Source organism: Cryobacterium sp. SO1 (assembly GCF_004210215.2).
Taxonomy (GTDB): Bacteria; Actinomycetota; Actinomycetes; order Actinomycetales; family Microbacteriaceae; genus Cryobacterium.
Genome location: NZ_CP067394.1, coordinates 3,700,026 through 3,724,127, shown reverse-complemented (window position 1 = coordinate 3,724,127; position 24,102 = coordinate 3,700,026). Strand labels below are relative to the sequence as shown.

Below are 24,102 nucleotides of genomic sequence, written 5' to 3'. Positions count from 1 at the left end.
CCGCCAGGAACCTGAGATCGGAGGCGAACATCGGCATAATCACAATGTCGGCATAACACGACTTATGCCGACGTCGGCATAACAGCTGGGACATTACCGATCTGCGCTGCCCGTGGCGGGGCAAAGCGTTCAAGGCCTATTCGATCATCGACATCTACTCGCGCAAGATCATGGGCTGGCGGGTCGAGGAACGCGAGAGCGACCAGCTCGCCGTGGAGATGTTCGAGGTCGCGTTTGCACTACACGGCACCCCAGATTTCGTCCACGCCGACAACGGCCCTGCCATGCGCTCAGATGCTCTGGCCGACCTCCTCGTCGCCAACGGCGTCACGAAGACCCACAACCGGCCCTACGTCTCCAACGACAACCCGTTCTCCGAGTCCGAGTTCCGCACCATGAAATACCGGCCCAACTACCCCGGCACGTTCGACGACCTCCAATCCGCACGCGACCACCTGGCCAGCTACGTGCCCTGGTACAACACGAACCACCGGCACTCCGGCATCGCGTTATTCTCCCCCCAGCAAGTCCACGACGGCACCTGGCGACACGTGCACCGCATCCGTGACCGCGCCCTGCAGCGCTACCACCGCAAGCACCCCGAACGATTCCGCGCCAGACCGACAACCCCGACACCAACAAACACCGTCGGCATCAACATTCGCAAAGAAACCGTCAATATCTAACCCAAGTGACTCCACACAGCTTGACATCGCGCGTTCGGGAACAGTTCGGCCGCCGGGGCCGCCGCGGGGGCCGCCGGGGCCAGCGGGTCCCGGCAGGTTCGAGCAGCGTGTGGTGCGTGCTCGTGCTCGTGCCCGCTAGGCGCGGTCGGCCCGCACGATGGCCTGGATGCGGGCGGGGACCGTGTCGTCCTGCAGGGAGGTGACGTCGCCGAGGGGGCGGCCGTCCACGATGTCGCCGAGCAGCCGGCGCATGATCTTGCCCGAGCGGGTCTTGGGCAGGTCGGGCACCAGGAACACATCCCGGGGTTTGGCCACCGCTCCGATCTCGTGGGTGATATGCGCCCGCAGCTGCGGGGCCAGCTCGGCGGCCAGCGCCAGCCAGGCGGCCGGGTCATCCGTTTTCGGGGCCACCGCGGGGATGACGAACGCGGCGATGCCCTCGCCGGTGGTCGCGTCGGCCACGCCCACCACGCCGGATTCGCCGACGGCCGGGTGTGAGACCAGCGCCGACTCGATCTCGATGGTGGAGAGCCGGTGGCCGGAGACGTTGATCACGTCGTCGACCCGGCCGAGCAGCCAGATGTCACCGTCGTCGTCGTACTTGGCGCCGTCACCGCTGAAGAAGTAGCCCTGCTCACTGAACCGCGCCCAGTAGGAGTCGCGGTAGCGCTCCGGGTTGCCCCACACCGTGCGGGCCATGCCCGGCCAGGTGCCGGCCAGCACCAGGTAACCGCCGGTGCCGTGCGCAACCGGCCGGCCCGCGTCATCCACCACCAGGGTGGTCAGCCCCGGCAGGGCGCGCAGGGCCGAGCCGGGCTTGAGGGTGCTCACCCCGGGCAGCGGCGCCATCACGGCCGCGCCGGTCTCGGACTGCCACCAGGTGTCCACGATCGGAGCCTGGCCCGCGCCGATGTGCTCCCGGAACCACACCCAGGCCTCGGGGTTGATCGCTTCGCCCACCGAGCCGAGCAGGCGGATGCTGGACAGGTCGTGCTCCGCCGGCAGGCCGTCGGGGAACCAGGTCATGAACGTGCGGATGAGCGTGGGCGCCGTGTAATACGTGGTCACCCCGTAGCGCTGGATGATCTCGAAGTGCCGGCCGGGGTGTGGGGTGTTCGGGGTGCCCTCGTAGATCACCGAGGTGGTGCCGTTGGAGAGCGGCCCGTAGTGCACGTAGCTGTGCGCGGTGACCCAGGCGAGGTCGGCGGTGCACCAGTGCACGTCGTCCTCCTTGGCGTCGAAGACCGCCCAGTGGCTCCAGGAGGCGTGGGTGAGGTAGCCGCCGCTGGTGTGCACCAGGCCCTTGGGCTTACCGGTGGTGCCCGAGGTGTAGATGATGAACAGCGGCGTCTCGGCATCGAAGAACTCCGGCTCGTGGCTGTCGGATGCCGTGTCGACGGTGTCCTGCCACCACACGTCGCGCCCGGTCGTCCAGGGGATGCCCGGAGTGAGGTCGCCCGTGCGGCGCACCACGAGCACGTGCTCGATCGAGTCCACGCCCTCGACCGCCTCGTCGGCGGCCTCCTTCACCGGAACGGCCTTGCCGCGGCGGAACTGTCCGTCGGTGGTGACGAGCAGCTTCGCGCCGGTGTCCTCCACCCGGAAGCGCAGCGCCTCGGCGGAGAAGCCGCCGAAGACGAGCGAGTGGATGGCGCCGATACGGGCGACCGCGAGGGTGATGATGATCGTCTCGGGGATCACCGGGAGGTAGATGACCACCCGGTCGCCCTTGTTGATGCCGAGGTCGGTGAGCGCGTTCGCGGCGCGGGCGACCTCCTTCTCGAGGTCGGCGTAGGTGAGGGTGCGCCGGTCGCCGGGTTCGCCCTCGAAGTGGAACGCGACCTTGTCACCGCGGCCGGCGGCCACGTGCCGGTCGACGCAGTTCACGGCCACGTTGAGCGTGCCGCCGGCGAACCACTCCGCGCGCGGCACGCTCAGCACGCCGTCGGCATCCGGTTCGGTGGGCTGCCAGGTGTGGTCGGTGTGCCAGGGCTCGGCCCAGTCGAGCCGGTTGGCCTGCTCGGTCCAGAAGGCGACCGGGTCGGCCGCGGCGGTGTCGTACCAGGAGGCGTCGACGTTGGCCTGGGCGGCGAAGGCGGCGGGGGCCGGGTAGCGGCGGTGCTCGGTGGAGAGGTTGCGGATCGTGGCGCTGGTGTCGGTCCAGTCGGCGGTCGCGGCGTGGGTGGCCGGGGGGTGTGTGTCGGTGGTGGGGGCGCCGATGCTGGTGGCAGTGCTGGTGCTGGTGCTGGTGCTGGTGCTGGTGTTGGTGTTGGTGTTGGTGTTGGTGTGAGTGCTGGTGTCGGGGTTCGGCATGGGCACACTCCGGCGGTCGGTTCTGCGGGCGGAACTAGCGGGCACGTTCGACGCTACGCAGCGCGGGCATCCGTCGCAGAGAGGGGTGCAACGCGGCGTAACGTGCGGCGCCCCGCATTCGTCGCGGCACTAGTTGCGCCCGGCGGCCCGTGTTGCACCAGGTGCCGCGGGGACTAACACGTGCCGCGGGGACTAACACGTGCCGGGGGGACTAACACGTGCCGCGGGGACTAACACGTGCCGGGGGGACTACCGCGAGCCACGGTCACGCCCACTTGGCGGTGGCCCACTTCTCGAACACACCCAGGATGGTGTCGGTGAGCTTGCCGAGCAGGGCGAGCAGGATGATGGCGACCAGGATGCGGTCGATCCGGCCGTTGGTGCCCGAGATCGAGAGGAGATAGCCCAGTCCCATCGAGGCGCCGAGCAACTCCGCGGCCACCAGGAACAGCCAGGCCTGCGCGAGCGCGAGGCGCAGCCCGGAGATGACCGAGGGGACCACGGCGGGCAACTGCACGGCGGTGAAGAGTTTCACACCACGCAGCCCGAAGGCGCGGCCGGCTTCGACGAGGTGGCGGTCCACGTGCCGCAGCGCAAGGGCCACTGTCGTGTAGACCGGGAAGAAGGCACCGATGGCGACCAGGACGATCTTGGATTCCTCGCCGTACTTGAGCCAGATGATCAACAGGGGAACCCAGGCCAACGACGGCACGGCGCGGATGGCGCCGAGGGTCGGGGCGAAGAGCACGTCGGCGGCGCGGGAGAGCCCCACCAGCGCACCCGCGACGAGGCCGAGCACGGCGCCGGCGACAAAGCCGATGAGCACCCGCTGGGTGGAGATCGCCACGTACAGGGTGAGTTCGCCGCGGTCGAACAGGTCGACGGTGGCGATCCAGACCATGGCCGGTGACGGCAGCTGGGAGACGGTGACCAGGCCGAGGACGCTGCTGAGTTGCCAGGCGATGAGGATCAGCACCGGCAGCAGCAGCCCGCCGAGGATGCGGACGCCGCGCCGCGAGGTCAGCGGCCGGCGCACGGCAGGTGCCGTGTTCGGGGCGAGGGTCTCGGTCATCGGGGGCCTTCCGTGCGGGGTGGGATGCTGCGGTGCTGCAGGGGTGTGAGACGGATGCCGAGGCGGCCTGTGAGCGGCCGCCGCGGCATCCGCCCGGTTACTCGACGATCGTCGGGTCGGCCCTCGTGGCGAAGGTGTCGTTGACGATCGTGTCGAGAGCGTCGTCGACCTTGGCCTGATCGAGCACGTCGCCGGTCTCGACGAAGATCGGCCCGATGGTGGTGAGCACCTTCACCTGTGCGGCGCCGGGAACGTTGTCGACACCGAGGTTGGAGCGCTCGGTGATGACCTTGGTGGCGACCGCGAGGTCGAGTCCGGCCACGTCGGCGAGGATCTGGGCGGTCTCCTCCTCGTTCTCGAGGGCCCAGGCGCGGGCGTGCTCGTAGACGTCGACGACGGTCTGGGCCACATCCGGCTTCTCGGTGATGAAGGATTCGGTGGCGTTGAGGAAGCCGTAGCTGTTGAAGTCGACGTTGCGGTAGGCGAGCTCGGCTCCGGCAGCTTCGGCGCCGGCCATGATCGGGTCCAGTCCGGCCCAGGCGTCGACGGAGCCGTTCTGCAGGGCGGCCCATCCGTCGGCGTGCTGCAGGTTCTGCACGGTGACGTCGTCGAGGCTGAGGCCGGCCTCTTCGAGGGACTGCAGCAGGAAGAAGTACGGGTCGGTGCCCTGGGTGGCGGCGATCTGCTTGCCCTTGAGGTCGTCGACCGAGCCGATGTCGGAACCGGCCGGAACGACGAGGGCGGCCCACTCGGGCTGCGAGTAGATGTCGATCACCTGGATGGGCGAGCCGTTCGAGCGGGCCAGCAGCGCGGCGGAGCCGGCCGTGGAACCCACGTCGATGGCGTTGACGCGGAGAGCCTCGTTGGCCTTGTTCGAGCCCGCCGACTGCACCCAGTTGACGGTGATGTCCTGGTCGGCGAGGGCTTCTTCGAGCCAGCCCTTCTCCTTGATCACGAGGCTGAGTGGGTTGTAGGTGGCGAAGTCGATGTTGAGGGTGCCGCCCTGGGTGACGATGCCGGCGGCGTCGGCGCTGGAGGCGGGTTCGGCGGCAGGCTGGTTCTCGCCGGCGACGCAGCCGGTGAGCAGGAGGACGGCGGCCGCGGCTGACGCGATCAGGGCGGTGGCGGTGAAGCGATTCTTCATGGCTGGTCTCTCGTTGGGTGCGGGGCGCGGGACGGGCATCCGTGCTGTGGATGTGGGGCTGGGGAACGTTGCGGGACCGGCGGGCCGGGTCTGGACGGGCGGAACTCTCAGTACGGGAAGTGCGGGATGCCGGTGCTCGAGGCCACGCCCCGGGCGTCGCCGTGCCGGTCGATGCCCAGGCCCGCGAGCAGGCGACCGCGCAGCTCCGCGAGCTCTGCCGAGCCGCGATCGCGGGGGCGGTTGCCGGGCACCGTGAGTTCCTGCACGATGGTGGCGCCGGGGGCAGCGGCATCCGGTGCGACCGACTCCTGACCGAGCAGGATGATGCGGTCGGCCAGTTGCAGCGCCTCGTCGACGTCGTGGGTGACGAGCAGCACCGTGGTGGGGGCGGCCGCGTGCACGTCGAGCAGCAGGTCCTGCATCTTGAGCCGGGTGAGGGCGTCCAGGGCGCCGAATGGTTCGTCGAGCAGCAGCACGCCGGGGTTGCGCGCCAGGGCCCTGGCCAGCGAGGCGCGCTGGGCCATGCCGCCGGAGATCGCGGCGGGCCGGTGCCCGGCGAAGGCCGTCAGGCCCACCAGTTCGAGCAGCTCGGCGACGCGGGCGCGGCCGCCGTGGCGGGTGGTACCGCGGGGCAGGCCGAGGGCCACATTGGCGGCCACCGTGCGCCAGGGCAGCAGCCGGGGCTCCTGGAAACCCACGGCGCAGCGGGTGTCGAACGCGGTGACGGGGGAGCCGTCGATCTGCACCGAGCCGGCGCTGGGGGAGTCCAGCCCGCCAATGATGCGCAACAGCGTGGACTTGCCGCAGCCGCTGGTGCCGAGGATCGCGAGCACCTCGCCGGGGTGCACGGTGAGCGACACGTCCCGCAACACAGGCCGGGCGCCGGCGGGGGCGGTCACGGCGAAGGTGCGGCCCAGCCCGGCGAACTCCACGGCGAACGCGGCATCGATGCCGGTGACGGCCCGAGCGCGGCCCGGCGCGCCGCCGGCGCCCGCGGCGAGGCGGGCGGAGGGGGTCGTGGCGGTGCTGGCAGACATGGGCAGCCAATCGGATCGGGGGCGAGCGTGCCTTGACGCTACCCAGCCGGGCGCGGGCGCGCACGCCGCGGTGACACGCAACGTAGTAATTGGTGCGGCGCAATCGGTACGGCGTAATCGGGCCGGCGTAATCGGTGCGGCGTATTTGGGCCGGCGGATGCGCATCCGCTCGCAAGCGCGCCGCCCTTGTGTGTGCGCGACAGCGAACAAGGGGATGATTGGTCCATGACTCGAACCGTTTCCGGAGCCCGCGTTCTGATCACCGGCGCCGCCATGGGCATGGGCCGCCTCTACGCCGAGCGGGCCGTCGCCGAGGGCGCCAGGGCCGTGATCCTCTGGGACCGCGATGCCGCCGCCCTGTCGGCCACCGCCGCGATCCTCACCGAACGGGCGACCGGGGTCACCCAGATCGCGCCCTACGTCGTGGACATCGCCGATCTGGGCGCCATCGCGCAGACCGCCCAGCGGGTGCGCACCGAGGTGGGCAACCCCGACATCGTGATCAACAACGCCGGTATCGTGCGGGGTTCCTTCTTCTGGGAGCACGACAACGGCGACGACACCCGCGCCACCATGCAGGTGAACGCCCTGGCGCCGATGTACATCACGCGGGAGTTCCTGCCCTCGATGATGCGCAACCCGTTCCGCGAATTCCGGATCGTCAACATCGCCTCGGCCGCCGGGATGCTCTCCAACCCGCGGATGAGCGTGTACGCGGCCTCGAAGGCCGCCGTGATCACCTGGAGCGATTCGTTGCGCCTGGAGCTTGCCCAGCAGGGCTTCGACAACGTGCGGGTGAGCACCATCGCGCCCAGTTACATCTCCACCGGCATGTTCGACGGCGCCCGCGGGCCCCTGCTCACGCCCGTGATGAGCCCGGAGTACGTGGTCGACCGGGTCTGGCGGGCGATGCTCGCCGGCTCGCCGCAACTGCTGATGCCGTGGACCGTCGGGCTCTCCAAGATGCTGCGCGGGGTGCTGCCGCTGGCCGCCTGGGACGCCGTGGCCGGCCGGGTGTTCGGCGTGTACAGGTCGATGGACACCTTCGTCGGGCGCCGCTGACGCCTTACCTGACGCCGAGTTGCCCCGTTTGGGACGAGCTGCCCCGGTCGAGCGGAGCAACTCGTCCGCAGGTGGGCAACTCGGCGGATGACGTCGCCCCGATGAGCCGGACCGGTTGACATGGTCTTGGTGTTCGACGTACGATGGAAACGATTCCATGGAAACGATTCCACGAGGATCGCCGGAGTCCCCACAGCGCCAGCTCGCACGCCGGCGCCAGCACGAACACCAGCACCACCGCACGCACACACAAGGGAGTGGCTGTGGAAGCCATAACGATCAAGGACGTCGCCGCCCTCGCCGGCGTCTCGGTGGGCACCGCCTCCCGCGTGCTGTCCGGCAACCCGGCCACCTCGGCCGACACCCGCGAACGCGTCGCCGCCGCGGCCGCCGAGCTGGACTACCAGCCCAACGCCCAGGCTCAGGCCCTGCGGTCCACCCGGTCCAACGCCCTCGGCCTGCTGGTGCCGGATGTGCGCAACCCGTTCTTCGCCGACCTCGCGCACGCCGCGGAGCAGGCCGCTCTCTCGGCCGGCTACGTCACGCTGCTCGGCAACGCCAACGAGCGTAACGACCAGCAGGACCGCTACCTCGACACCCTCATCTCCCGCCGGGTCGACGGCGTGATCGTCGCTCCCGTCGGCGACGACAGCGGCCGGCTGCGCGCCCTGATCGAACGCAAGATTCCCACGGTGCTCGTCGACCGCACGGTTCCCGGCCTGAACCTGCCCAGCGTCACCACCGACAGCGACACCGGCATCCGCCAGGCCGTGCAGCACCTCGCCGACCTAGGCCACCGCCGCATCGGCTACATCTCCGGCCCGCAGGCCACCTCCACCGGCCGGGACCGCTTCGCCGCCTTCACCCGCGCCGTGGCCGAGGCCGGCCTCAGCCAGGACCCCGACCTGGTCTACTTCGGCGACTACCAGGCCGCCAGCGGCTCGGCCGGCGTGCACGCCCTGATGCAGCTGGCCAGCCCGCCCACCGCGCTGCTCGCCGCCGACAGCCTGATGGCCGTCGGCGCCATCAGCATCCTGCACAGACTCGGGATGCGCATCGGCACCGACATCGCCCTGGTCGCCTTCGACGACATCGAATGGTTCGCCCTGCTCAACCCCGCCCTCAGCGTGATCGCGCACAGCGTCGAAGACATGGGCCGGATCGCCATCGACCTGCTCCTGCAGGTGATCGCCGGACAGACGCCGGACTCGGTCGTGCTGCCCAGCGAACTGATCGTGCGGGCCTCCTCGGCCACCCCGATCATCCGCACCGAACCCACGACGCAGCCTCGGCAAAGGAGCCAGCAATGACCGTGAACCCCCTGATCACCCTGCAGAACGTGACAAAGACCTTCGGCCAGGTCACGGTCATCCAGGATGTCACCGTGACCGTGTACCCCGGCCAGGTGCAGGTGCTGCTCGGCGAGAACGGCGCGGGCAAGTCCACCCTGATCAAGATGGTCGCCGGCGTCTACCAGCCCGACGGCGGCCAGATCCTGGTCGACGGCGCCGTGACGACCCTGCCCACCACCAAGGCCGCCGAAGAACACGGCATCGCCACCATCCACCAGGAACTCAACCTCGTGGCCACCATGAGCGTGGCTGAGAACGTGATGCTCGGCCGGATGCCCACCAAGCTCGGCATGGTCGACCGCAAGGAACTCCGACGCCAGGCCCGCGCCGCCCTGGCCCTGATCGGCCTCGAGATCGACGTGGACACCCCGGTCGGACGGCTCGGCATCGCCCGGCAGCAGCTTGTCGAAATCGCCAAGGCGCTGAGCATCAACGCCCGGGTGCTGATCCTGGACGAACCCACCGCCGCACTCACCCGGCACGAAACCCAGGCCCTGTTCGCCGTGATGGCGGACCTCCGCCGGCGCGGCGTCGGCATGCTCTTCATCAGTCACCACCTCGACGAGATCGCCGAGGTCGGCGACACCGTCACCGTCATCCGCGACGGCCACTTCATCGCCGAGGTGCCTGCCTCCACCCCCGAAGACGAACTTGTCAAGCTGATGGTCGGCCGCAGCATCGAGGACCAGTTCCCGCGCCGCGCCGACGAGACCCCGGCGGTCACCGAGGTGCTCGCCGTGTCGAACCTCACCAGCGCCGGCCAGTTCGACGACATCAGCTTCACCGTGCGCGCCGGCGAGGTGCTCGGCATCGCCGGGCTCGTCGGGGCGGGCCGCACCGAACTGATCCGCGCCATCGCCGGCGCCGACAAGTACGACACCGGCTCCGTCACCGTGCGCGGCGCGAAGTTGCCCAAGGGCGACATCCAGGCGGCGATCCGGGCCGGCATCGGCCACGTGCCCGAAGACCGCAAGGGCCAGGGCCTGGTGCTGGATGCCTCGGTCAACGACAACCTGGGTTACGCCACCCTGGCCTCCAGCGCCAAGCTCGGCCTGGCCGACTTCACCGGCCAGCGCACCCGCGCCGAGGCCGTCGCTGCAAAGCTCCGCATCCGGATGCACACCATCGATCAGCCCATCCGCTCGCTCTCCGGCGGCAACCAGCAGAAGGCGGTCTTCGGCCGGTGGATCATCGCCGCGTCGACGGTGCTGCTGCTGGACGAACCGACCCGCGGCGTGGACGTCGGCGCCAAGGTCGAGATCTACGAGCTGATGAACTCGATCACTGCCGCCGGCGGAGCCATCGTGATGGTCTCCAGCGAGCTGCCCGAGATCCTGGGCATGAGCGACCGCATCCTTGTCATGCGCGACGGCCGGCTGGCCGGCGAACTGAGCGCAGCGGATGCCACCCAAGACACAGTCATGACCCTCGCCGCCCGCGATGTCGCAGCGCAGCGCTGAACCAGAAGGAACAAGAACCCATGTCAACGACGACCACCACCCCGTCCACCGAGACACCCACCCGACGCTCCTTCGACTACAAGACCTTCCTGGCCAACAACGGCGCCCTGGTCGGCCTGGTGGTGCTCTGCATCGCGCTGGTCATCGCCACGCCGGACTTCCTGACCGGGCAGAACCTGCTCAACATCGGCATCCAGGTGTCGACCGTGGCGGTACTCGCCTTCGGCATGACCTTCGTCATCGTCGCCGGCGGCATCGACCTCTCCGTCGGCGCAGTCGCCGCCCTCTCGGCCATGGCCTCCGGCTGGTTCTTCGTCAGCGCCGGCCTGCCCGGCTGGATGGCCCTGATCGCGGGTCTGGTCGTGGGCCTGGCCGCCGGCGTCATCAACGGCGCCGCCAACGCCTACGGCAAGCTGCCCTCCTTCATCGCCACCCTGGCGATGCTCAGTGTGGCCCGCGGCCTCACCCTGGTGATCTCGGACGGCCGGCCGATCAAGACCGCCCCCGAGGTGTCCTTCCTCGGCGGCAACATCGGCCCGGTGCCGATGCCCATCGTGATCCTGGTGCTGGCCGCCGTGGTCGCCTCGTTCATCCTCAACCGCACCGTGCTCGGCCGCTCCATGTACGCCGTCGGCGGCAACGCCGAGGCCGCCCGGCTCTCCGGACTGCCGGTCAAGCGCATCATCGTCACCGTGTTCGCCCTCGCCGGCCTCTTCGCGGCCCTGGCCGGACTGCTCCTGGCCGGCCGGCTGGACTCCGCCCAGCCGCAGGCCGCCGCCGGCTACGAACTGGATGCCATCGCCGCGGTCGTCATCGGCGGCGCCTCGCTCTCCGGCGGGCTCGGCAAGATCTCCGGCACCTTCATCGGCGCCCTGGTCCTCGTTGTGATCCGCAACGGCCTCAACCTGCTCAACGTGTCGTCGTTCTGGCAGCAGGTCGTCATCGGCCTGGTCATCGCCCTCGCCGTGGGCGCCGACGTGCTGCGCCGCAAGACCCGCAACAGCTGAGCCCCACTCTCCCCCTCCTAGCCCCACACCAACAACCCCACCCAACAAAGGAACCACAATGAAGTCATCCTCCTTTCGCCGCATCGCCGCCGTCACCGCCACGGCCGCACTGATCCTCGCCGGCACCACCGCCTGCGGCCGCGGCGGCGGCGACGAGGCCAGCGGGCCCAAGGTCGTGCTCGCGATCTCCACGCTGAACAACCCGTTCTTCGTCGAGCTGCGCGACGGCGCCCAGGCCGCCGCCGACGAGGCCGGTGTTGACCTCTACATCGTCGACGCCCAGAACGACTCGGCCACCCAGGCCAACCAGCTGGCCACCGCCGCCGCCGGCAGCACCAAGGCCGTCATCGTCAACCCGGTCGACTCGGATGCCGCCAGCGCCTCGGTCGGTGAACTCGCCGCCGCGAACATCCCGGTCATCGCCGTGGACCGCACGGTCAACGACGCGAAGCTCACCTCCCTGGTGGCCAGCGACAACGTGGCCGGCGGCAAGCAGGCCGCCGATGAGCTCGCCGCGGCGATGGGCGAGAAGGGCACCGTCATCTCCCTGCAGGGCGTGTCGGGCACCTCCGCCAGCCGCGACCGGGGCGCGGGCTTCGACGAGGGCATCGCCGCGTACCCCGAGATCACCGTCGTCGCCGAGCAGACCGCCAACTTCGACCGCGCCTCAGCCCTCGACGTCACCACCAACCTGCTGCAGGCCAACCCTGGCGTGACCGGCATCTTCGCCGAGAACGACGAAATGGCCCTCGGCGCGATCCAGGCCCTCGGCGCCCGTGCTGGTTCTGTGGTCTCCGTCGTGGGCTTCGACGGCACCGCGGACGGCCTGACCGCCATCTCGGACGGCTCGCTCTACGCCACCGTCGCTCAGCAGCCCGCCGAGCTCGGCCGCCTCGCCATCGAACTGGCCGTCAAGGCCATCGCCGGCGACGACGTCGAAGCCACCGTACCCGTCGAGGTCGTCGCCGTCACGAAGACGAACGTGGGCGACTTCTCCAAGTGACCCCGTCAACCCACGCCCCGGTCGCCCGGGCGACCCTGACCGGCGCGACCCTGGCCGGCGTCGTCGTGGTCGGCTCGATCAACGCCGACCAGGTCACCACCGTCCTCCGTCATCCGTTGCCCGGCGAGACCCTGATCGGCACGTCGATCACCGTCCTGCCCGGCGGCAAGGGCGCCAACCAGGCCGTCGCCGCGGCCCAGCTCGGCGCCCGGGTCAGCATGGTCGGCGCCATAGGCCAGGACGCCCTGGCCTCCTCGGCCACCGCCATCCTCGAATCCGCCAAGGTCGACCTGTCGGCCGTGCTGGCCGTGGCCGGACCGACCGGTCTGGCCGTGATCACCGTGGCCGACGACGGCGAGAACACCATCATCGTCATCCCCGGGGCCAACGCCGCGGTGGATGCCGACATCGTCGGCCAGAGCGCCGACCTCATCGCCGCGGCGGCCGTGCTGGTGCTGCAGGGCGAGATCCCCGCGGCGGCCAGCGCGGCGGCCGCCCGGCTGGCCCGCGGACGAGTCGTGCTCAACCTCGCCCCCGTGATCGAGCTCGACCCGGAGACGATCGCGGCTGCCGACCCCCTGATCGTCAACGAGCACGAGGCCGCGCTGCTCCTGGCGCAGCTCACGCCCGGCGCCCCGCCTCCCGTCTCGGATGCCGAGGCGGTGGCCCGGCTGCGCGACTGGGGTGTGACGTCGGTGGTGCTGACCCGCGGGGCGCTCGGCGCGATCGTCTCTGACGCCGACGGCACCGATGCCGTGGCCTCACCCGTCGTGGTGGCGGTCGACAGCTCCGGCGCCGGCGACGCCTTCGTGGGCGCGCTGAGCGCCCGGCTCGCCGCCGGTGACACGCTCCGGGAGGCGGCCCGGCTGGCCGTGCGGGTGGGGGCGTTCGCGGTGCAGTCCCGCGGGACGCAGCCGTCCTATCCGCACGCCGGCGACATCCTGCCCGAGGTGCGCGCCGAGGTGCGCACCGATTTCGCCACCGAGAAGAACGAGGCACACCCGTGAAACGCACCGGCATCCTGAACGCCGATCTGAACGCGGCACTCAGCCGTCTGGGCCACGGCGACATCGTGCTCGTCGCCGACTGCGGGATGCCCGCCCCCGCCGGCGTGCCGGTGATCGACCTGGCCCTCGTGCACGGCGTGCCCCGGTTCGAGCAGGTGCTCGACGCACTGCTGGGCGAACTCGTCGTGGAGCGCTGCGTGGCCGCGGCGGAGGCGAAGGGCACCGTGGCCGGCGACTGGCTGAGCGAGCGCTTCACCGACATCGAGTACATCGGACACGGCGAACTCAAGGCGCTCTCCGCCTCGGCGCGGGTGTTCGTGCGCACCGGGGAGGCCACGGCATTCGCCAACGCCGCGCTCGTGTGCGGGGTGCCGTTCTAGCCGTTCGCGCGCCCACCCGCCCCGCCGTGCGCGCCCACCCGCCCCGGCGCGCGCCGAGTTGCCCAGCTCCGAACGAGTCGCCCCAGTTCACCGGGGCACCTCGTCCGCGGCTGGGCAACACGCGAGTGCGCCGGGTCCACCGGGTGGCAGACGGATTAGGTTAGCCTTTCCATGCCCTGATCAGGGGGATTAGGCAAGGCTTTCCACGCTGGCGGTGCCGGCGCAAGGTGCCTATGGTGACTCTATGGCCATCCTCTCGCCCTCACTCTTCAGGCCCTCGCACGCCACTCTGGATGCCGCCCCACCCGCCGAGAAGGTCGGTGCGTCCACGCGCGGCAGCCTGGCCACCCGGCTCAACTGGCTGCGCGCCGGCGTACTCGGCGCCAACGACGGCATCGTCTCCGTCGCGGCCATCGTGGTCGGCGTCGCCGGTGCCGGCGGCAGCACCCCAGCCATCGTCGCCGCCGGCGCGGCCGGCCTCGTCGGGGGCGCCATTTCGATGGCGCTGGGCGAGTACGTCTCGGTGAGCAGCCAGAGCGACAGCCAGCGCGCGATGATCGACAAGCAGAAGCGCGAGCTGCGGGACGACCCGGCCGGGGAACTGGACGTGCTCGCCGGGCTGTATGAGGCACACGGCCTCGAGCCGGCCACCGCGCGCCAGGTGGCGATCGAACTCACCGCGAAGGATGCGCTCAAGGCGCACCTCTCCCTCGAACTCAACATCGTCGAAGAGGACGTGGCCAGCGCCTGGCACGCCGCCGGAGCCTCGGCGCTCGCGTTCACCCTCGGGGCGATCCTGCCGCTGCTGGCGATTCTGCTGCCGCCGGAGGGCATCCGCGTGCCCGTGACCTTCGCGGCCGTGCTGGTGGCGCTCGCGCTCACCGGCGCGCTCGGCGCCCGCCTGGGCGGCAGCCGACTCGCCCGCGCCACGGTGCGCGTGGTCACCGGCGGCGCCGCGGCCCTCTTCGTGACGTGGCTGGTGGGCACCCTGCTCGGTGTGACGGTCTTCTAGCCACCGCCTGCGGCCACCTAGCGCACCCCGCCAGCTCTGACCCCTCCCGGCGGAGGCCCCCTCCCGGCACTACCCCGCCGAGACCGTGCTGGTGCGCACAACTCCTGCAGAATCTTGCCGCGGCGGTGAACTTCCGCGGAACTCCGGGGCGTGGCGGTGACGCATCAGAGAATTGCAGGAGTTATGCACATCGGACGGGGGAGGGCGCCGGCCGAGGGAGGTGTGGGGAGGCGGAACAGCGGGTGCTAGACCAGGGCGAGCAGCCGCGCCGAACCGGCCAGGCAGGCCCCGGCCGCGGCGAAGAACACCAGCACCCAGAACAGGCCGGGCAGATGGCTCAGCCGGGCCAGCTGGTCGGCGTCCGAGGCTGAACCACCCCGGCGCGACCGGGTGGCCTGCAGCTCGATCACGGTGCGGAGCGCCCCGATCAGCAGGAACGCGGTGACCAGCAGCGCGAAGACGCTCTGCACCGCGGGGGAGCCGAACCAGGTGACGCCGAAGACCAGGGCGCCGGTCACGGCCACCGACCAGAGCCCGAACCAGTTGCGGATCTGCACCAGCAGCAGTGCCAACGCTGCGAGCAGCGCCCAGAGCAGGCCGGAAGCGAGCCCGTGGCCGAGCATCCACGCCGCCCCGAGCCCGAGCAGGGCCGGTGCCGTGTAGCCGGCGAGCAGGGTGAACACCATGCCCAGCCCGCGCGGTTTGCCACGGCTGACGGTGAGGCCCGAGGTGTCCGAGTGCAGCCGGATGCCCTGCAGTCGGCGGCCGCCGAGCGCGGCCACGAGCCCGTGACCGCCCTCGTGCACGATCGTGATGCCGTGCCGGGTCAACTTCCAGGCGGGCGGCACCAGCACCAGCAGCACCGCCACGGCGATGGTCAGCCACACGGTCAGGGTCGGCAGCGGGGCGTTCCGGGCCGAGACACGGGCCCAGAACTCGAGGAGCAGGTCCATCTCAGCAGGCCGCGGCCATGACCATTTCCAGGTGCCGTTCGGAGGAACGGCGGGGGTCGGCGATGTACTCGCCGGTGGGCCGGGCGCCGTTCTTCTCGTAGAACCGGATGGCGCGGTGATTGCTCTCGTGCACGTGTAGGTGCACCTTGTCGAGGTGTTGCTCGTCGATGACCCAGGTGCGTACCGCGCGCAGGAGTTGCGCGGCCACGCCGGTGCGACCGCGATAGCTGGGGTCGACCCAGACGCCCACGAGATTGGCGCGCGCCGGGCCGCCGACGGGTAGCTCGCCCGGCTGGTAGCTGGGCGGGCCGGAGGACACGAAGGCGGCCATGGTGCCGACCCACTGCTCGCCGGTGGTGCGGGCGACGACCTGGACGCTGCCGGGTTCGGCGTTCCGGGCGCCGCGCTGCCGCCAGTCGGTCTCGGTGAGCGCGAGCGCTGCGGCGAACGATTCGAAGAAGCCCAGCGGGAAATTCGCGATGGAGCGGAGGCGGATGTCGCGGAGCCCCGCCCAGTCGTCGGCCAACGGTCGATACAGCCCCACTTCGCGGGGCGCGGCGGGCGTGCGAATTTCGGCCATCCATGGAGGCTAGTCGTGTTGGCTGAAAGTCGGGTCCCTTTCTGGGGGTGCTCGGGGCGATCCCTGCCACCCGTCCACTCCGGCGTGCCCCGTCGGGCACGCCCTGCCGCCCGGCGATAGTGTCGGGGGATGAACCTCGTCGCGTTCCCCACCCGGGTCATGCTCATGGCCGAGTACGGCGGCAAGCTGCCGCTATGGGACGAGTCGCCGTCGCCCGATCTGTGGTTCGGCCCGTTCGAGCGTGGCGTGCTTGGACTCCCGGCGGAGCTGGAAACGCGGCTCGTGCGGTGGAACGAGAGATTCGAGATTCTCCTGGGTCCGAAGCTGGAATGGCCGAGCACCGAAGAACACCGTGAGTTCCAGGCCGACGGCCATCTGCTTGCCGCCGACGTGCAGCGGGCGTTCGGAGCGTCCGTTCCGGTTCTCTACCTCGAGGCCGACACCGAGCTCTCCCGCGTCGTCCGTGCCGGGCCGGAGGAGGCCGGCGGCTGGACCGCGGTAGGCCGGCCCGGAGCCGTCTTCTCAGCAGGCCGGCCCCGGGCGCGCACCATCGTGGAACAGATGAATGACCTGCCCGAGGCCGCGTTCGCCGCTCTCACGCGCACTGTCGACGTGGCGGCGCTGCTGTGGCATCCGGGACGGATGCCGACGCGCATCCTGCTTCGACCGCAGGATGATGCGCTGCCGCTCCTGGACCGGTCCGCGCTGGCCGGGCGCTCCGGCGACACGCTCGATCCGTCGGTCCTGGGCCTCAGCGACGACCTCGTCGCCAGGCTCCACGACTGGAACGACCGGTGGCGAGGTGCCGCGCACCGGCAGCCTGCCGGGACCGGGGCAGGGGCTCCGTGGCCGCTGGACTATCTCGTCGAGGGCCACCTCCTGGCCGCGGACGTTCAGCGAGAGCTGGGTCCGCAGGTGCCGGTCCTGTTTCCGGAGGTCGATGCGGCCCGGTCGAGGCCGTCGGTTGAGATGGCGCAGTTCGTGGAGCGGCTGCAAGCTCGGGGAGCTTCCTCAGCGGGGTGATGTGGCCGGCTCCCCCTCGAGTTCGGCTCGGCAGCGAGCGGCGAATTCGTCGAGCCGGTCCGGCTCGTGGTGCCGTCAGCCGCCTACCGCGCCAGGATCGTCCCCATCATGCCGGCGTCCTCGTGGTCGAGGATGTGGCAGTGGTACACGGTGCGCCCGGCGAAGTCGGCGAAGCCGATGCGCACGGCGACCTGCCCGCCGGCCGGCACGTTCACCACGTCCCGCCAGACGACATCCGTCTCGGCCGCGCCGCCCTGCGCGACGATCTGCATCGGCCAGACGTGCAGGTGAAACGGATGGTCCATCCCTGAGCCGTTGCGCAGCGTCCACTCCTCCACGCTGCCGGCCAGCACCGTCGTGTCGAGGCGGCCAGGGTCGAACTCCTGCCCGTTGATGGTGAAGCCCATCATCGACCCACCGTTCATGCCCATGCCCATGGCGAAATCGAGTTCGCGCCGGGCCGTCACGGTCGCGCCGCGCAGGTCGGCCGGGGCCGGCTGGCGCGGCACAGCCGCGAGCGCCGCGGCCGGGTCGCCGCCCACCATGACCGTGGCGAGAGTGACGTCCGAGCCGGTCGCACGCTGGCGGGAACCGCCCATCATGCCGCCTGAGGTGGCGGTGCCCCGGTCGTAGGCCAGGGTGCGCAGGACGGCGCTGCCTGAACCGGCGGTGACGAGAACGTCGGCCCGGTTGCCGGGCACAAGCACGATCTCGTCCACCTCCGCCGGTTTCTCGAGGCGCCCGGAGTCGATGCCGAGCAGCTGCAGCCGGTGGCCGTCCAGCCGCAGCCGGAGGTACCTGGACACGCAGGCGTTCACGATGCGCCAGCGTTCGCGCTCGCCGGGGCGGAGACTCAGCGTGGGCGCCAGCTGCCCGTTCACCAGCACGAGTTCCCCCTCCCTGCCCTGCATCCGCTGCGCGGCGGATGCGCCGGCGACCGTGCCGGCACCGTCGAGCGTGATATCGGAGATCACCAGAACCCGCTCCCGGCTGGTCTCGATGGGCGCCCGATCGTCGACGACGATGGCGCCGTAGAGTCCGCCGAAGACCTGGTCGGCGACCGTGCCGTGGTGGTGCGGGTGGTACCAGTACACGCCGGGCGGATGGTTCGCCGGCAGCCGGTACTCGTAGTCGAAGGACTCGCCGGCGGCCACCATGACGGCCATGTTGTCGCCGTTGTCCTCCGGGGAGACATGCAGCCCGTGCACGTGCAGGTTGGTCGGGCCGGCCAGGCCGTTCTTCAGGGCGACCCGCACCCGGTCACCGGCGCGGAGCCGCAGGGTGGGCCCGGGCAGGCCACCGTTGTAACCGAGCACGCTCGCGGCGCGCCCTCCGATCGTCGCGGCGGCCGGCGCGGCAGACAGGGCCACGTCGAGCAGCCCGCCGGTGCTTCGCAGTTCGGTGGGCTGGCTCAGGTCGTCGCCCGAGGTGAAGCCGTCGGGGATGCCGGTGCGCGGGCCGGCCGGGTTCAGCCCGGCCCACAGGAGGGCGCCGCCGCCGGCCACGGCGACCACGCCCAGCCCGCCGAGCACCAGCGTCGTGCGGCGGGTGATCGCGCGCGTCATCGTCGTCACATCCCTTCGAGAAGGTCCTGCATCATTGTGATCTCGGCGGTCTGGCTCGACGCGATCTGTTCGGCGAGGGCGACGGCGTCGGGGTGTCGTCCCTCGGTCACCTCGGTCTGCGCCATGGCGATCGCGCCCTGGTGGTGCACGATCATCTGTTCGAGGAACAGCCTGTCGGCGTCGGCGCCCGAGGCGTCGTCGAGCATCGACATGTCATCATCCGACATCATGCCGTCGGTGCCGTGGTCCATCCCGCCCATGCCCTCGTCGGCGCCCCAGGCGTCGAGCCAGCTGCGGAACCGGTCGATTTCGGGCTGTTGGGCGGCGGTGATGGCGGTCGCCAGTGCCCGGACCTCGGCGGTGCTGCCGGTTTTGGCGAGCAGGTTCTCGCTCATCTGCACCGCCTGCTCGTGGTGCGGAATCATCATCTGGGCGAACAGGATGTCGGCGTCGTTCGCGGTGCTCGTCGCCGGGCTGGCGGTGGCGGAACCGGCGCGGGAAGTGTCGGCAGCGCCCGCGGCGCATCCGGTCAGGGTGAGCGACACCGCGAGGGCGGCGCCGAGGGCCAGGGAAAGTCGGGTGGTGCGCATGGTGGTCCAATCGGGGGTCGAGGAAGGGTCGGTGTTCGAGGTGCCGCGGCGGGCGCGGCACGTCGCCGTCCTATCTGCGACTGATGGAGAGGACCGTGAGATCCGGCCGATGGATCCTCAGATGCAGAGTGTCCGCGCCAGGTCGGCGGCTCACTCCCCACCGGCGGTCACCGAAAACACCGACGGAACCGCGGTGATGACGCACCCGGCCGGCGAGGAGCAGCACCACCGACCCGGCCAGTGCCAACAGCAGCGCGCACGCGGCCAGGAGGTCGGCTCCCCAATCGTGATCGACGGCGGCGGCCGAAACTGTCTCCGCCAGGCCGGCCGCCACCGTCACGATGGCGCCGGCTGCGGGCTGCTGGGGGGTGTCGGCCACGGTCGTCGCTGGCCTGACGGTGGCATGGTGCTGCGGGGCTTCACCCGCGTCCGCCGCGGACGCGGCGGATGCGGCCGGCGGATGCGCCCCGTGGCCGCCGGAGGCCGTGTGCAGCGCGAGTCCGCCCACCAGGAGGGCGATGACCGCCAGACTCGCCACCAGGAACGAGCGCAGGGTGGAGCGCTCCAGTCGAACGGGAAGGCGAACGGCGCTCATGCTGTCTCCCTCGTTCGCCGGCGGGACCGCGGCCCCGCGCACTGACAGCCCCACGGTAGCCGGATCCGCTGGTGGACTCCTGCGAACTGCCAGGGCGCGGTCATCGTGGCCCCGTCACCGCAGCCAGGTCCTGGCGCGCGCCGAGCACCCGGGCCGTGCTCCGCTCGGGCCGCAGGTCGAGGCGACGCAGCAGTTGCGCGTTCACGGCCACTACCACCGTGGAGGCCGACATCAGCAGCGCGCCGATCTCCATGGGCAGCACGAAACCGATCGGGGCGAGCACCCCGGCGGCCAACGGCACGGCGAGCAGGTTGTAGCCGGCCGCCCACCACAGGTTCTGGGTCATCTTGCGGTAACTGGCCCGGGACAGTTCGATCACCGAGAGCACCGAACGGGGGTCATCGCTGGCCAGGATCACCCCGGCCGAGGCGATCGCGACATCCGTGCCGGCGCCGATGGCGATGCCCACGTCGGCCTGGGCCAGGGCCGGGGCGTCGTTGACGCCGTCGCCCACCATGGCCACCCGGTGGCCCTCGCGCTGCAGCGCAGACACCGCCTCGGCCTTATGGTCGGGGTGCACGCCGGCGAAGACCCGGTCGATGCCGAGCTCGGCGGCCACCGCGTGCGCCACGGCCTCGGCGTCTCCGGTGATCATCACCACGGTCACGCCCAGCGCGTGTAGGGCCTCGACAGCCTCCGTCGATTCCGGCCGCACCTCGTCGGCGAGGCCGATCGCTCCGATCACCCGGCCGGCGTGCAGCACGTGCAGGACGATGGCCCCGTCGGCGGCCCAGCCATCCGTGATGTCGAGCGGGCGGGCGTTGTGGCCGGTGAGCAGGCTGGGCCCGCCCACCGAGACCTCGTGGCCGTCGACGGTGGCCGTGACGCCCACCGCGGTGGACGCCTCGAACCCGGTGGCCGCCGGCACCGGGAGGGCGCGGGTGCGGGCCGCCGTGACGATGGCCTTGGCCAGCGGATGCTCACTGTCGGCCTCGACCGCCGCCGCCAGCGCGAGGACCTCGGCCTCGGTCTGGCCGGTGACCGCGTGCACCTGGCTCACGACGGGCTCACCCTTGGTGAGGGTGCCGGTCTTGTCGAACAGGACGGTGTCCACGGTGCGCATGCTCTCCAGCGCGAGCCGGTCGGTCACCAGAACACCGCCGCGGGCCGCGCGCTCGGTGGCGATCGACACCACCAGCGGGATGGCCAGGCCCAGCGCGTGCGGGCAGGCGATCACCAGAACGGTGATGGTGCGCATCACGGCGTCCTCCGGGCTGCCGAAAAGGGTCCAGGCGATCGCGGTGAGCACGCCGACGCCGAGCGCGAACCAGAACAACCAGCCGGCCGCCCGGTCGGCCAGGCGCTGCGCCCGCGACGACGAGCCTTCAGCCTCGGCGACGAGCCGGCGGATGCCCGCGAGCGCGGTGTCGTCGCCGACCGCCGTCACCCGCAGCCGCAGGGCGGTGTCGGTGGCGACGGTTCCGGCCACCACCGGGGAGCCGGGGCCCCGGCGCACCGGCCGGGACTCGCCGGTGATCATCGACTCGTCCACGTCGGCGGTGCCCTCGGTCACCTGGCCGTCGGCGGGGATCCGGCCGCCCGGCCGCACGATCACCAGGTCGCCCACCTCGAGGTCGGCGGGGGCGACGACGGTGACCTCGCCGGCATCCACCCGCTCGGCCGTGTCGGGCAGCAGCGCCGCCAAGGACTCCAGCGCGGAGGACGACTGCGCCAGGGAGCGCATCTCGATCCAGTGGCCGAGCAGCATGATCACGATCAGCAGGGCGAGCTCCCACCAGAAGTCCAGCTCCATCGCGAGGATGCCCAGGCTCGCGCCCCAGGAGGAGAGGAACGCCACGGTGATGGCCAGCGCGATCAGCAGCATCATGCCGGGGGAGCGCTGCTTCAGCTCGGCCACCGCGCCGGTGAGGAATGGGCGGCCGCCCCAGAGGTACATCACGGTGCCCAGCAGCGGGGAGATCCAGGCCGTCCACGCGGCGTCGGGCAGGTCGTAGCCGAGCAGCATGGCGAACATGGAGCTGAAGGCCACGACGGGCACGGCCAGCACCAACATCACCCAGAACAGCCGCCGGAACTGGCCGACGTGGTCGCCGTGCCCGCCGTGACCCATGGCGCCGTGGTCCATCGAGCTGTGGTCCATGGAGCTGTGATCCATCGAGCTGTGATCCGTCGAGCCGTGATCCATGGGCGCGTGGTCCATTGACGCGTCGGCCATCGAGCCGTGGTCCGTCGACCGGTGATCTGAGTGAGAAGCCATACCCCGACTGTATACCCCCTAGGGGTACGAGGCAAGGATGGGAAAGGAGGCTACCGTGGGAGCACGACCACTCGTGCTCGTCGACGAAAGGGACCCTGATGATGTGGGGATACGGAATGAACCCGGCCTGGCTGTGGCTCTACGGGGTGATCTCGCTGGTCGCCGTGGTGATACTCATCGTCTGGACCGTGCGGGTCTTCCGCGACGACGCATCCAGCCCGGTGGGTGCGCGCCGTAGCGACGCCCGGCGCATCCTGGACGAGCGCTATGCCCGCGGCGAGCTCACGACCGAGCAGTACCGCGAACAGGTGGCCGAGCTCGGCGAGAGGCCCTGAGCCGGTGCCGGCACACTCGGTCGGTTGAGTGCCGGGCGAGTACAGGCGGAGAAATTCACCACACGCCGTGTCGGCGGCCACGACACGCCGACCCTGCCGTGAGATTTCCGCCTTTACCGCACGGCCGAAGCGCTCGTCGGCGACTCAGCCGAGACGGATGATCGCGGCCAGCAGCTCCGGCGCCAGCGGGCGGTCTGCGAAGATGAGCCGTTCGAGCACCGTGGTGTCCGGCTGACCGGGCGCGGGCGCTGAGTCTCGCTCGACACCCCGTGGTGCGGTGCTACCCGGCGAGGCGCCGAGCGCGTCCCTACCGGCCGGCCCCTGGCCACGCCACACCAGAGTGAGGCCGATGCGCTCCAGCACCCGCACCGACGCCGGGTTGCCGGCCAACGCGCGGGCGGTCACCGGGTAGGTCGATGCTTGCGCCGCGGCGAGGGCGACCGCGGCGGCCTCGGTGGCCAGGCCGACTCCCCAGCTGGCCGGGGTCAGCCGGTAGCCGAGGTTGCGGGCGCCGCAGTCAAGCAGTGTCGCCGAGGCCACCCCGATGAGCGTCCCTGCCGCCAGGCCGGTGCCGGGCAGGTCCTTCCGCAGCCGAATCGCCCAGCGGCCCAGACCGGTCGCCGCCCAGCTCTGCTCACTCTCGTCGACCATCCGCTCGGCCTGCGCGATCGCCGTATGCCGGCCAGCTGGCAGGTGCAGCCAGGTGCCCAGGTCGGCGTAAATGGCGTGCACCTCTGCCACGTCGGCCGCGGCGAGGGGCTGCAACCGCAGTCGGGCCGTGGTCAGGACTTCGGGGGCGACGGATTCGGGCACCTTCCCATGCTTCCACGCCGGCGGCGATTCCCGCCCGTCCGGCGGCTGCGACACCGGCCATCATCCCGAGGTCGGCCGGGTGCAGAGCTCCTGCAATTCACCTGACCGACCGGGTCAGCCACCGGAATCACGCGAAAGGGACCCCACTTCGGGGCGATTGACGCACCGTCATTGACGCTGTGTCAACCGTGAGGGTATCGTGCGGATATGAGCGCCACGAAGACCTCCCCCCGCCTGAGCAAACAGCCGGACGAGCGCCATGAGGAGATCGTCGCCGCCACCCGTCAACTGTTCGCCGAACGGGGTGTGGCCAAGGTCTCGGTCACCGAGATCGCCAAGCGTGTCGGCGTCACGCGGGGCCTGATCTACCACTACTTCCCCGACCGCGACGCGCTGATCGACCTGATCTTCGAAGACCACATCGACGAGTTCGTCGAGGCCGTCTCCCGCTGGGACGCCGACCGGGAGCCCGGCAATGTGCCCAAGGCCCTGTTGGATTGTGTCGTGCTGTTCCGGCACCACCTGCGCGCCAAGGACATGTTCCGCCGGGACCTCGGCCACCCCGAGAACGCCGGCCTCTACAACAGGTTCGTGGATCGCGCGGTGCGCGCCATCGTCGAGCGCCTGCGGGTGACCACGGTCGAGGCCTACGCCCGGCAGCACCACATCGAGATCGATCACGTCGGCGAGGTGTTCTACGTGCTGGTCTACGGCCTGATCGGACTCGTGCGCTCCTCGCCCGACATCGACGATGCGGTTCTCGTTGCCATCGTGCGACAGACGCTGCACCTGGACATGGGCACGTCGAGCACCACCTTGTAAAACGCACCATCCC

23 protein-coding genes are annotated in these 24,102 nt (G+C 70.8%); 12 read left to right on the top strand and 11 right to left on the bottom strand.

The window, feature by feature from the left end:
- Positions 1-92 precede the first annotated feature (92 nt).
- Positions 93-686, top strand: coding sequence for a transposase (locus tag BJQ95_RS17720; RefSeq protein ID WP_370688400.1), 594 nt, complete (start codon positions 93-95; stop codon positions 684-686).
- A 135-nt stretch (positions 687-821) separates the two neighbouring features.
- Here BJQ95_RS17720 and acs read toward each other — a convergent pair whose 3' ends face one another.
- The 4 genes from acs to BJQ95_RS17700 all read right to left on the bottom strand — a co-directional run bounded on the left by acs (position 822) and on the right by BJQ95_RS17700 (position 6,252).
- On the bottom strand, positions 822-2,999 hold the full coding sequence (gene acs, locus BJQ95_RS17715; RefSeq protein WP_256041450.1) for an acetate--CoA ligase: 2,178 nt from the start codon (positions 2,997-2,999) through the stop codon (positions 822-824).
- 265 nt (positions 3,000-3,264) lie between these two features.
- The gene (locus tag BJQ95_RS17710; RefSeq protein ID WP_130176778.1) at positions 3,265-4,071 is read right to left on the bottom strand and encodes an ABC transporter permease; all 807 of its coding nucleotides are present in this window, start codon (positions 4,069-4,071) and stop codon (positions 3,265-3,267) included.
- Between the two features lie 97 nt (positions 4,072-4,168).
- Complete coding sequence (locus tag BJQ95_RS17705; RefSeq protein ID WP_130176777.1) at positions 4,169-5,215, bottom strand: aliphatic sulfonate ABC transporter substrate-binding protein; 1,047 nt, start codon at positions 5,213-5,215, stop codon at positions 4,169-4,171.
- 107 nt (positions 5,216-5,322) lie between these two features.
- Positions 5,323-6,252 (bottom strand): ABC transporter ATP-binding protein, encoded by a 930-nt coding sequence (locus tag BJQ95_RS17700; protein ID WP_130176776.1) that lies wholly within the window; start codon positions 6,250-6,252, stop codon positions 5,323-5,325.
- 225 nt (positions 6,253-6,477) lie between these two features.
- Between BJQ95_RS17700 and BJQ95_RS17695 the strand changes: the two genes are divergently transcribed.
- From BJQ95_RS17695 to BJQ95_RS17660, 8 genes are all read left to right on the top strand, one after another.
- The gene (locus BJQ95_RS17695; RefSeq protein WP_130176775.1) at positions 6,478-7,314 is read left to right on the top strand and encodes an SDR family NAD(P)-dependent oxidoreductase; all 837 of its coding nucleotides are present in this window, start codon (positions 6,478-6,480) and stop codon (positions 7,312-7,314) included.
- A 263-nt stretch (positions 7,315-7,577) separates the two neighbouring features.
- Positions 7,578-8,624: a LacI family DNA-binding transcriptional regulator gene (locus BJQ95_RS17690; RefSeq protein WP_130176774.1), complete on the top strand. Its 1,047-nt coding sequence runs from the start codon at positions 7,578-7,580 to the stop codon at positions 8,622-8,624.
- On the top strand, positions 8,621-10,126 hold the full coding sequence (locus BJQ95_RS17685; RefSeq protein WP_130176773.1) for a sugar ABC transporter ATP-binding protein: 1,506 nt from the start codon (positions 8,621-8,623) through the stop codon (positions 10,124-10,126). The genes BJQ95_RS17690 and BJQ95_RS17685 overlap by 4 nt, the downstream gene beginning before the upstream one ends.
- A gap of 20 nt (positions 10,127-10,146) precedes the next feature.
- Complete coding sequence (locus BJQ95_RS17680; RefSeq protein ID WP_130176772.1) at positions 10,147-11,133, top strand: ABC transporter permease; 987 nt, start codon at positions 10,147-10,149, stop codon at positions 11,131-11,133.
- A 58-nt stretch (positions 11,134-11,191) separates the two neighbouring features.
- The gene (locus BJQ95_RS17675; protein ID WP_130176771.1) at positions 11,192-12,136 is read left to right on the top strand and encodes a substrate-binding domain-containing protein; all 945 of its coding nucleotides are present in this window, start codon (positions 11,192-11,194) and stop codon (positions 12,134-12,136) included.
- Positions 12,133-13,143: a ribokinase gene (locus BJQ95_RS17670; RefSeq protein WP_240694641.1), complete on the top strand. Its 1,011-nt coding sequence runs from the start codon at positions 12,133-12,135 to the stop codon at positions 13,141-13,143. Before BJQ95_RS17675 ends, BJQ95_RS17670 begins: the two co-directional genes overlap by 4 nt.
- Complete coding sequence (gene rbsD, locus BJQ95_RS17665) at positions 13,140-13,523, top strand: D-ribose pyranase (RefSeq protein ID WP_130176770.1); 384 nt, start codon at positions 13,140-13,142, stop codon at positions 13,521-13,523. The genes BJQ95_RS17670 and rbsD overlap by 4 nt, the downstream gene beginning before the upstream one ends.
- A gap of 244 nt (positions 13,524-13,767) precedes the next feature.
- Positions 13,768-14,535: a VIT1/CCC1 transporter family protein gene (locus tag BJQ95_RS17660; RefSeq protein ID WP_130179332.1), complete on the top strand. Its 768-nt coding sequence runs from the start codon at positions 13,768-13,770 to the stop codon at positions 14,533-14,535.
- Positions 14,536-14,780: 245 nt separating this feature from the next.
- On the opposite strand, the gene BJQ95_RS17655 is transcribed toward BJQ95_RS17660, so the two are convergent.
- Both BJQ95_RS17655 and BJQ95_RS17650 read right to left on the bottom strand, forming a co-directional pair.
- On the bottom strand, positions 14,781-15,488 hold the full coding sequence (locus BJQ95_RS17655) for a M50 family metallopeptidase (RefSeq protein WP_130176196.1): 708 nt from the start codon (positions 15,486-15,488) through the stop codon (positions 14,781-14,783).
- A gap of 1 nt (position 15,489) precedes the next feature.
- The gene (locus tag BJQ95_RS17650; protein ID WP_130176195.1) at positions 15,490-16,068 is read right to left on the bottom strand and encodes a GNAT family N-acetyltransferase; all 579 of its coding nucleotides are present in this window, start codon (positions 16,066-16,068) and stop codon (positions 15,490-15,492) included.
- Positions 16,069-16,197: 129 nt separating this feature from the next.
- Between BJQ95_RS17650 and BJQ95_RS17645 the strand changes: the two genes are divergently transcribed.
- Positions 16,198-17,091: a hypothetical protein gene (locus tag BJQ95_RS17645; protein ID WP_130176194.1), complete on the top strand. Its 894-nt coding sequence runs from the start codon at positions 16,198-16,200 to the stop codon at positions 17,089-17,091.
- Between the two features lie 83 nt (positions 17,092-17,174).
- On the opposite strand, the gene BJQ95_RS17640 is transcribed toward BJQ95_RS17645, so the two are convergent.
- From BJQ95_RS17640 to BJQ95_RS17625, 4 genes are all read right to left on the bottom strand, one after another.
- Positions 17,175-18,656, bottom strand: coding sequence for a multicopper oxidase family protein (locus BJQ95_RS17640; RefSeq protein WP_130176193.1), 1,482 nt, complete (start codon positions 18,654-18,656; stop codon positions 17,175-17,177).
- A 5-nt stretch (positions 18,657-18,661) separates the two neighbouring features.
- Positions 18,662-19,246, bottom strand: coding sequence for a DUF305 domain-containing protein (locus BJQ95_RS17635; RefSeq protein WP_130176192.1), 585 nt, complete (start codon positions 19,244-19,246; stop codon positions 18,662-18,664).
- 70 nt (positions 19,247-19,316) lie between these two features.
- Entirely contained in the window at positions 19,317-19,841 is a 525-nt protein-coding gene (locus BJQ95_RS17630; RefSeq protein ID WP_130176191.1) for a hypothetical protein, read from the bottom strand.
- Positions 19,842-19,941: 100 nt separating this feature from the next.
- Positions 19,942-22,119, bottom strand: coding sequence for a heavy metal translocating P-type ATPase (locus tag BJQ95_RS17625; protein WP_205750017.1), 2,178 nt, complete (start codon positions 22,117-22,119; stop codon positions 19,942-19,944).
- Positions 22,120-22,217: 98 nt separating this feature from the next.
- Here BJQ95_RS17625 and BJQ95_RS17620 point away from each other — a divergent pair, with 98 nt between their 5' ends.
- Positions 22,218-22,454 (top strand): SHOCT domain-containing protein, encoded by a 237-nt coding sequence (locus BJQ95_RS17620; RefSeq protein ID WP_130176190.1) that lies wholly within the window; start codon positions 22,218-22,220, stop codon positions 22,452-22,454.
- A gap of 144 nt (positions 22,455-22,598) precedes the next feature.
- Here BJQ95_RS17620 and BJQ95_RS17615 read toward each other — a convergent pair whose 3' ends face one another.
- Entirely contained in the window at positions 22,599-23,267 is a 669-nt protein-coding gene (locus tag BJQ95_RS17615; RefSeq protein ID WP_165384837.1) for a GNAT family N-acetyltransferase, read from the bottom strand.
- A 207-nt stretch (positions 23,268-23,474) separates the two neighbouring features.
- Between BJQ95_RS17615 and BJQ95_RS17610 the strand changes: the two genes are divergently transcribed.
- Positions 23,475-24,089 carry a TetR/AcrR family transcriptional regulator gene (locus tag BJQ95_RS17610; protein WP_130176188.1) on the top strand — a complete coding sequence of 205 codons (615 nt, stop codon included), beginning with the start codon at positions 23,475-23,477 and terminating at the stop codon, positions 24,087-24,089.
- Positions 24,090-24,102 lie beyond the last annotated feature (13 nt).

Excerpts from the sequence above, each read along its gene's own strand:
- acs (WP_256041450.1), bottom strand. The coding sequence starts at position 2,999 with ATGCCGAACCCCGACACCAGCACTCACACCAACACCAACACCAACACC.
- BJQ95_RS17710 (WP_130176778.1), bottom strand. The coding sequence starts at position 4,071 with ATGACCGAGACCCTCGCCCCGAACACGGCACCTGCCGTGCGCCGGCCG.
- BJQ95_RS17705 (WP_130176777.1), bottom strand. The coding sequence starts at position 5,215 with ATGAAGAATCGCTTCACCGCCACCGCCCTGATCGCGTCAGCCGCGGCC.
- BJQ95_RS17700 (WP_130176776.1), bottom strand. The coding sequence starts at position 6,252 with ATGTCTGCCAGCACCGCCACGACCCCCTCCGCCCGCCTCGCCGCGGGC.
- BJQ95_RS17695 (WP_130176775.1), top strand. The coding sequence starts at position 6,478 with ATGACTCGAACCGTTTCCGGAGCCCGCGTTCTGATCACCGGCGCCGCC.
- BJQ95_RS17685 (WP_130176773.1), top strand. The coding sequence starts at position 8,621 with ATGACCGTGAACCCCCTGATCACCCTGCAGAACGTGACAAAGACCTTC.
- BJQ95_RS17680 (WP_130176772.1), top strand. The coding sequence starts at position 10,147 with ATGTCAACGACGACCACCACCCCGTCCACCGAGACACCCACCCGACGC.
- BJQ95_RS17675 (WP_130176771.1), top strand. The coding sequence starts at position 11,192 with ATGAAGTCATCCTCCTTTCGCCGCATCGCCGCCGTCACCGCCACGGCC.
- BJQ95_RS17660 (WP_130179332.1), top strand. The coding sequence starts at position 13,768 with ATGGCCATCCTCTCGCCCTCACTCTTCAGGCCCTCGCACGCCACTCTG.
- BJQ95_RS17655 (WP_130176196.1), bottom strand. The coding sequence starts at position 15,488 with ATGGACCTGCTCCTCGAGTTCTGGGCCCGTGTCTCGGCCCGGAACGCC.
- BJQ95_RS17650 (WP_130176195.1), bottom strand. The coding sequence starts at position 16,068 with ATGGCCGAAATTCGCACGCCCGCCGCGCCCCGCGAAGTGGGGCTGTAT.
- BJQ95_RS17645 (WP_130176194.1), top strand. The coding sequence starts at position 16,198 with ATGAACCTCGTCGCGTTCCCCACCCGGGTCATGCTCATGGCCGAGTAC.
- BJQ95_RS17640 (WP_130176193.1), bottom strand. The coding sequence starts at position 18,656 with ATGACGCGCGCGATCACCCGCCGCACGACGCTGGTGCTCGGCGGGCTG.
- BJQ95_RS17635 (WP_130176192.1), bottom strand. The coding sequence starts at position 19,246 with ATGCGCACCACCCGACTTTCCCTGGCCCTCGGCGCCGCCCTCGCGGTG.
- BJQ95_RS17630 (WP_130176191.1), bottom strand. The coding sequence starts at position 19,841 with ATGAGCGCCGTTCGCCTTCCCGTTCGACTGGAGCGCTCCACCCTGCGC.
- BJQ95_RS17625 (WP_205750017.1), bottom strand. The coding sequence starts at position 22,119 with ATGGCTTCTCACTCAGATCACCGGTCGACGGACCACGGCTCGATGGCC.
- BJQ95_RS17620 (WP_130176190.1), top strand. The coding sequence starts at position 22,218 with ATGATGTGGGGATACGGAATGAACCCGGCCTGGCTGTGGCTCTACGGG.
- BJQ95_RS17610 (WP_130176188.1), top strand. The coding sequence starts at position 23,475 with ATGAGCGCCACGAAGACCTCCCCCCGCCTGAGCAAACAGCCGGACGAG.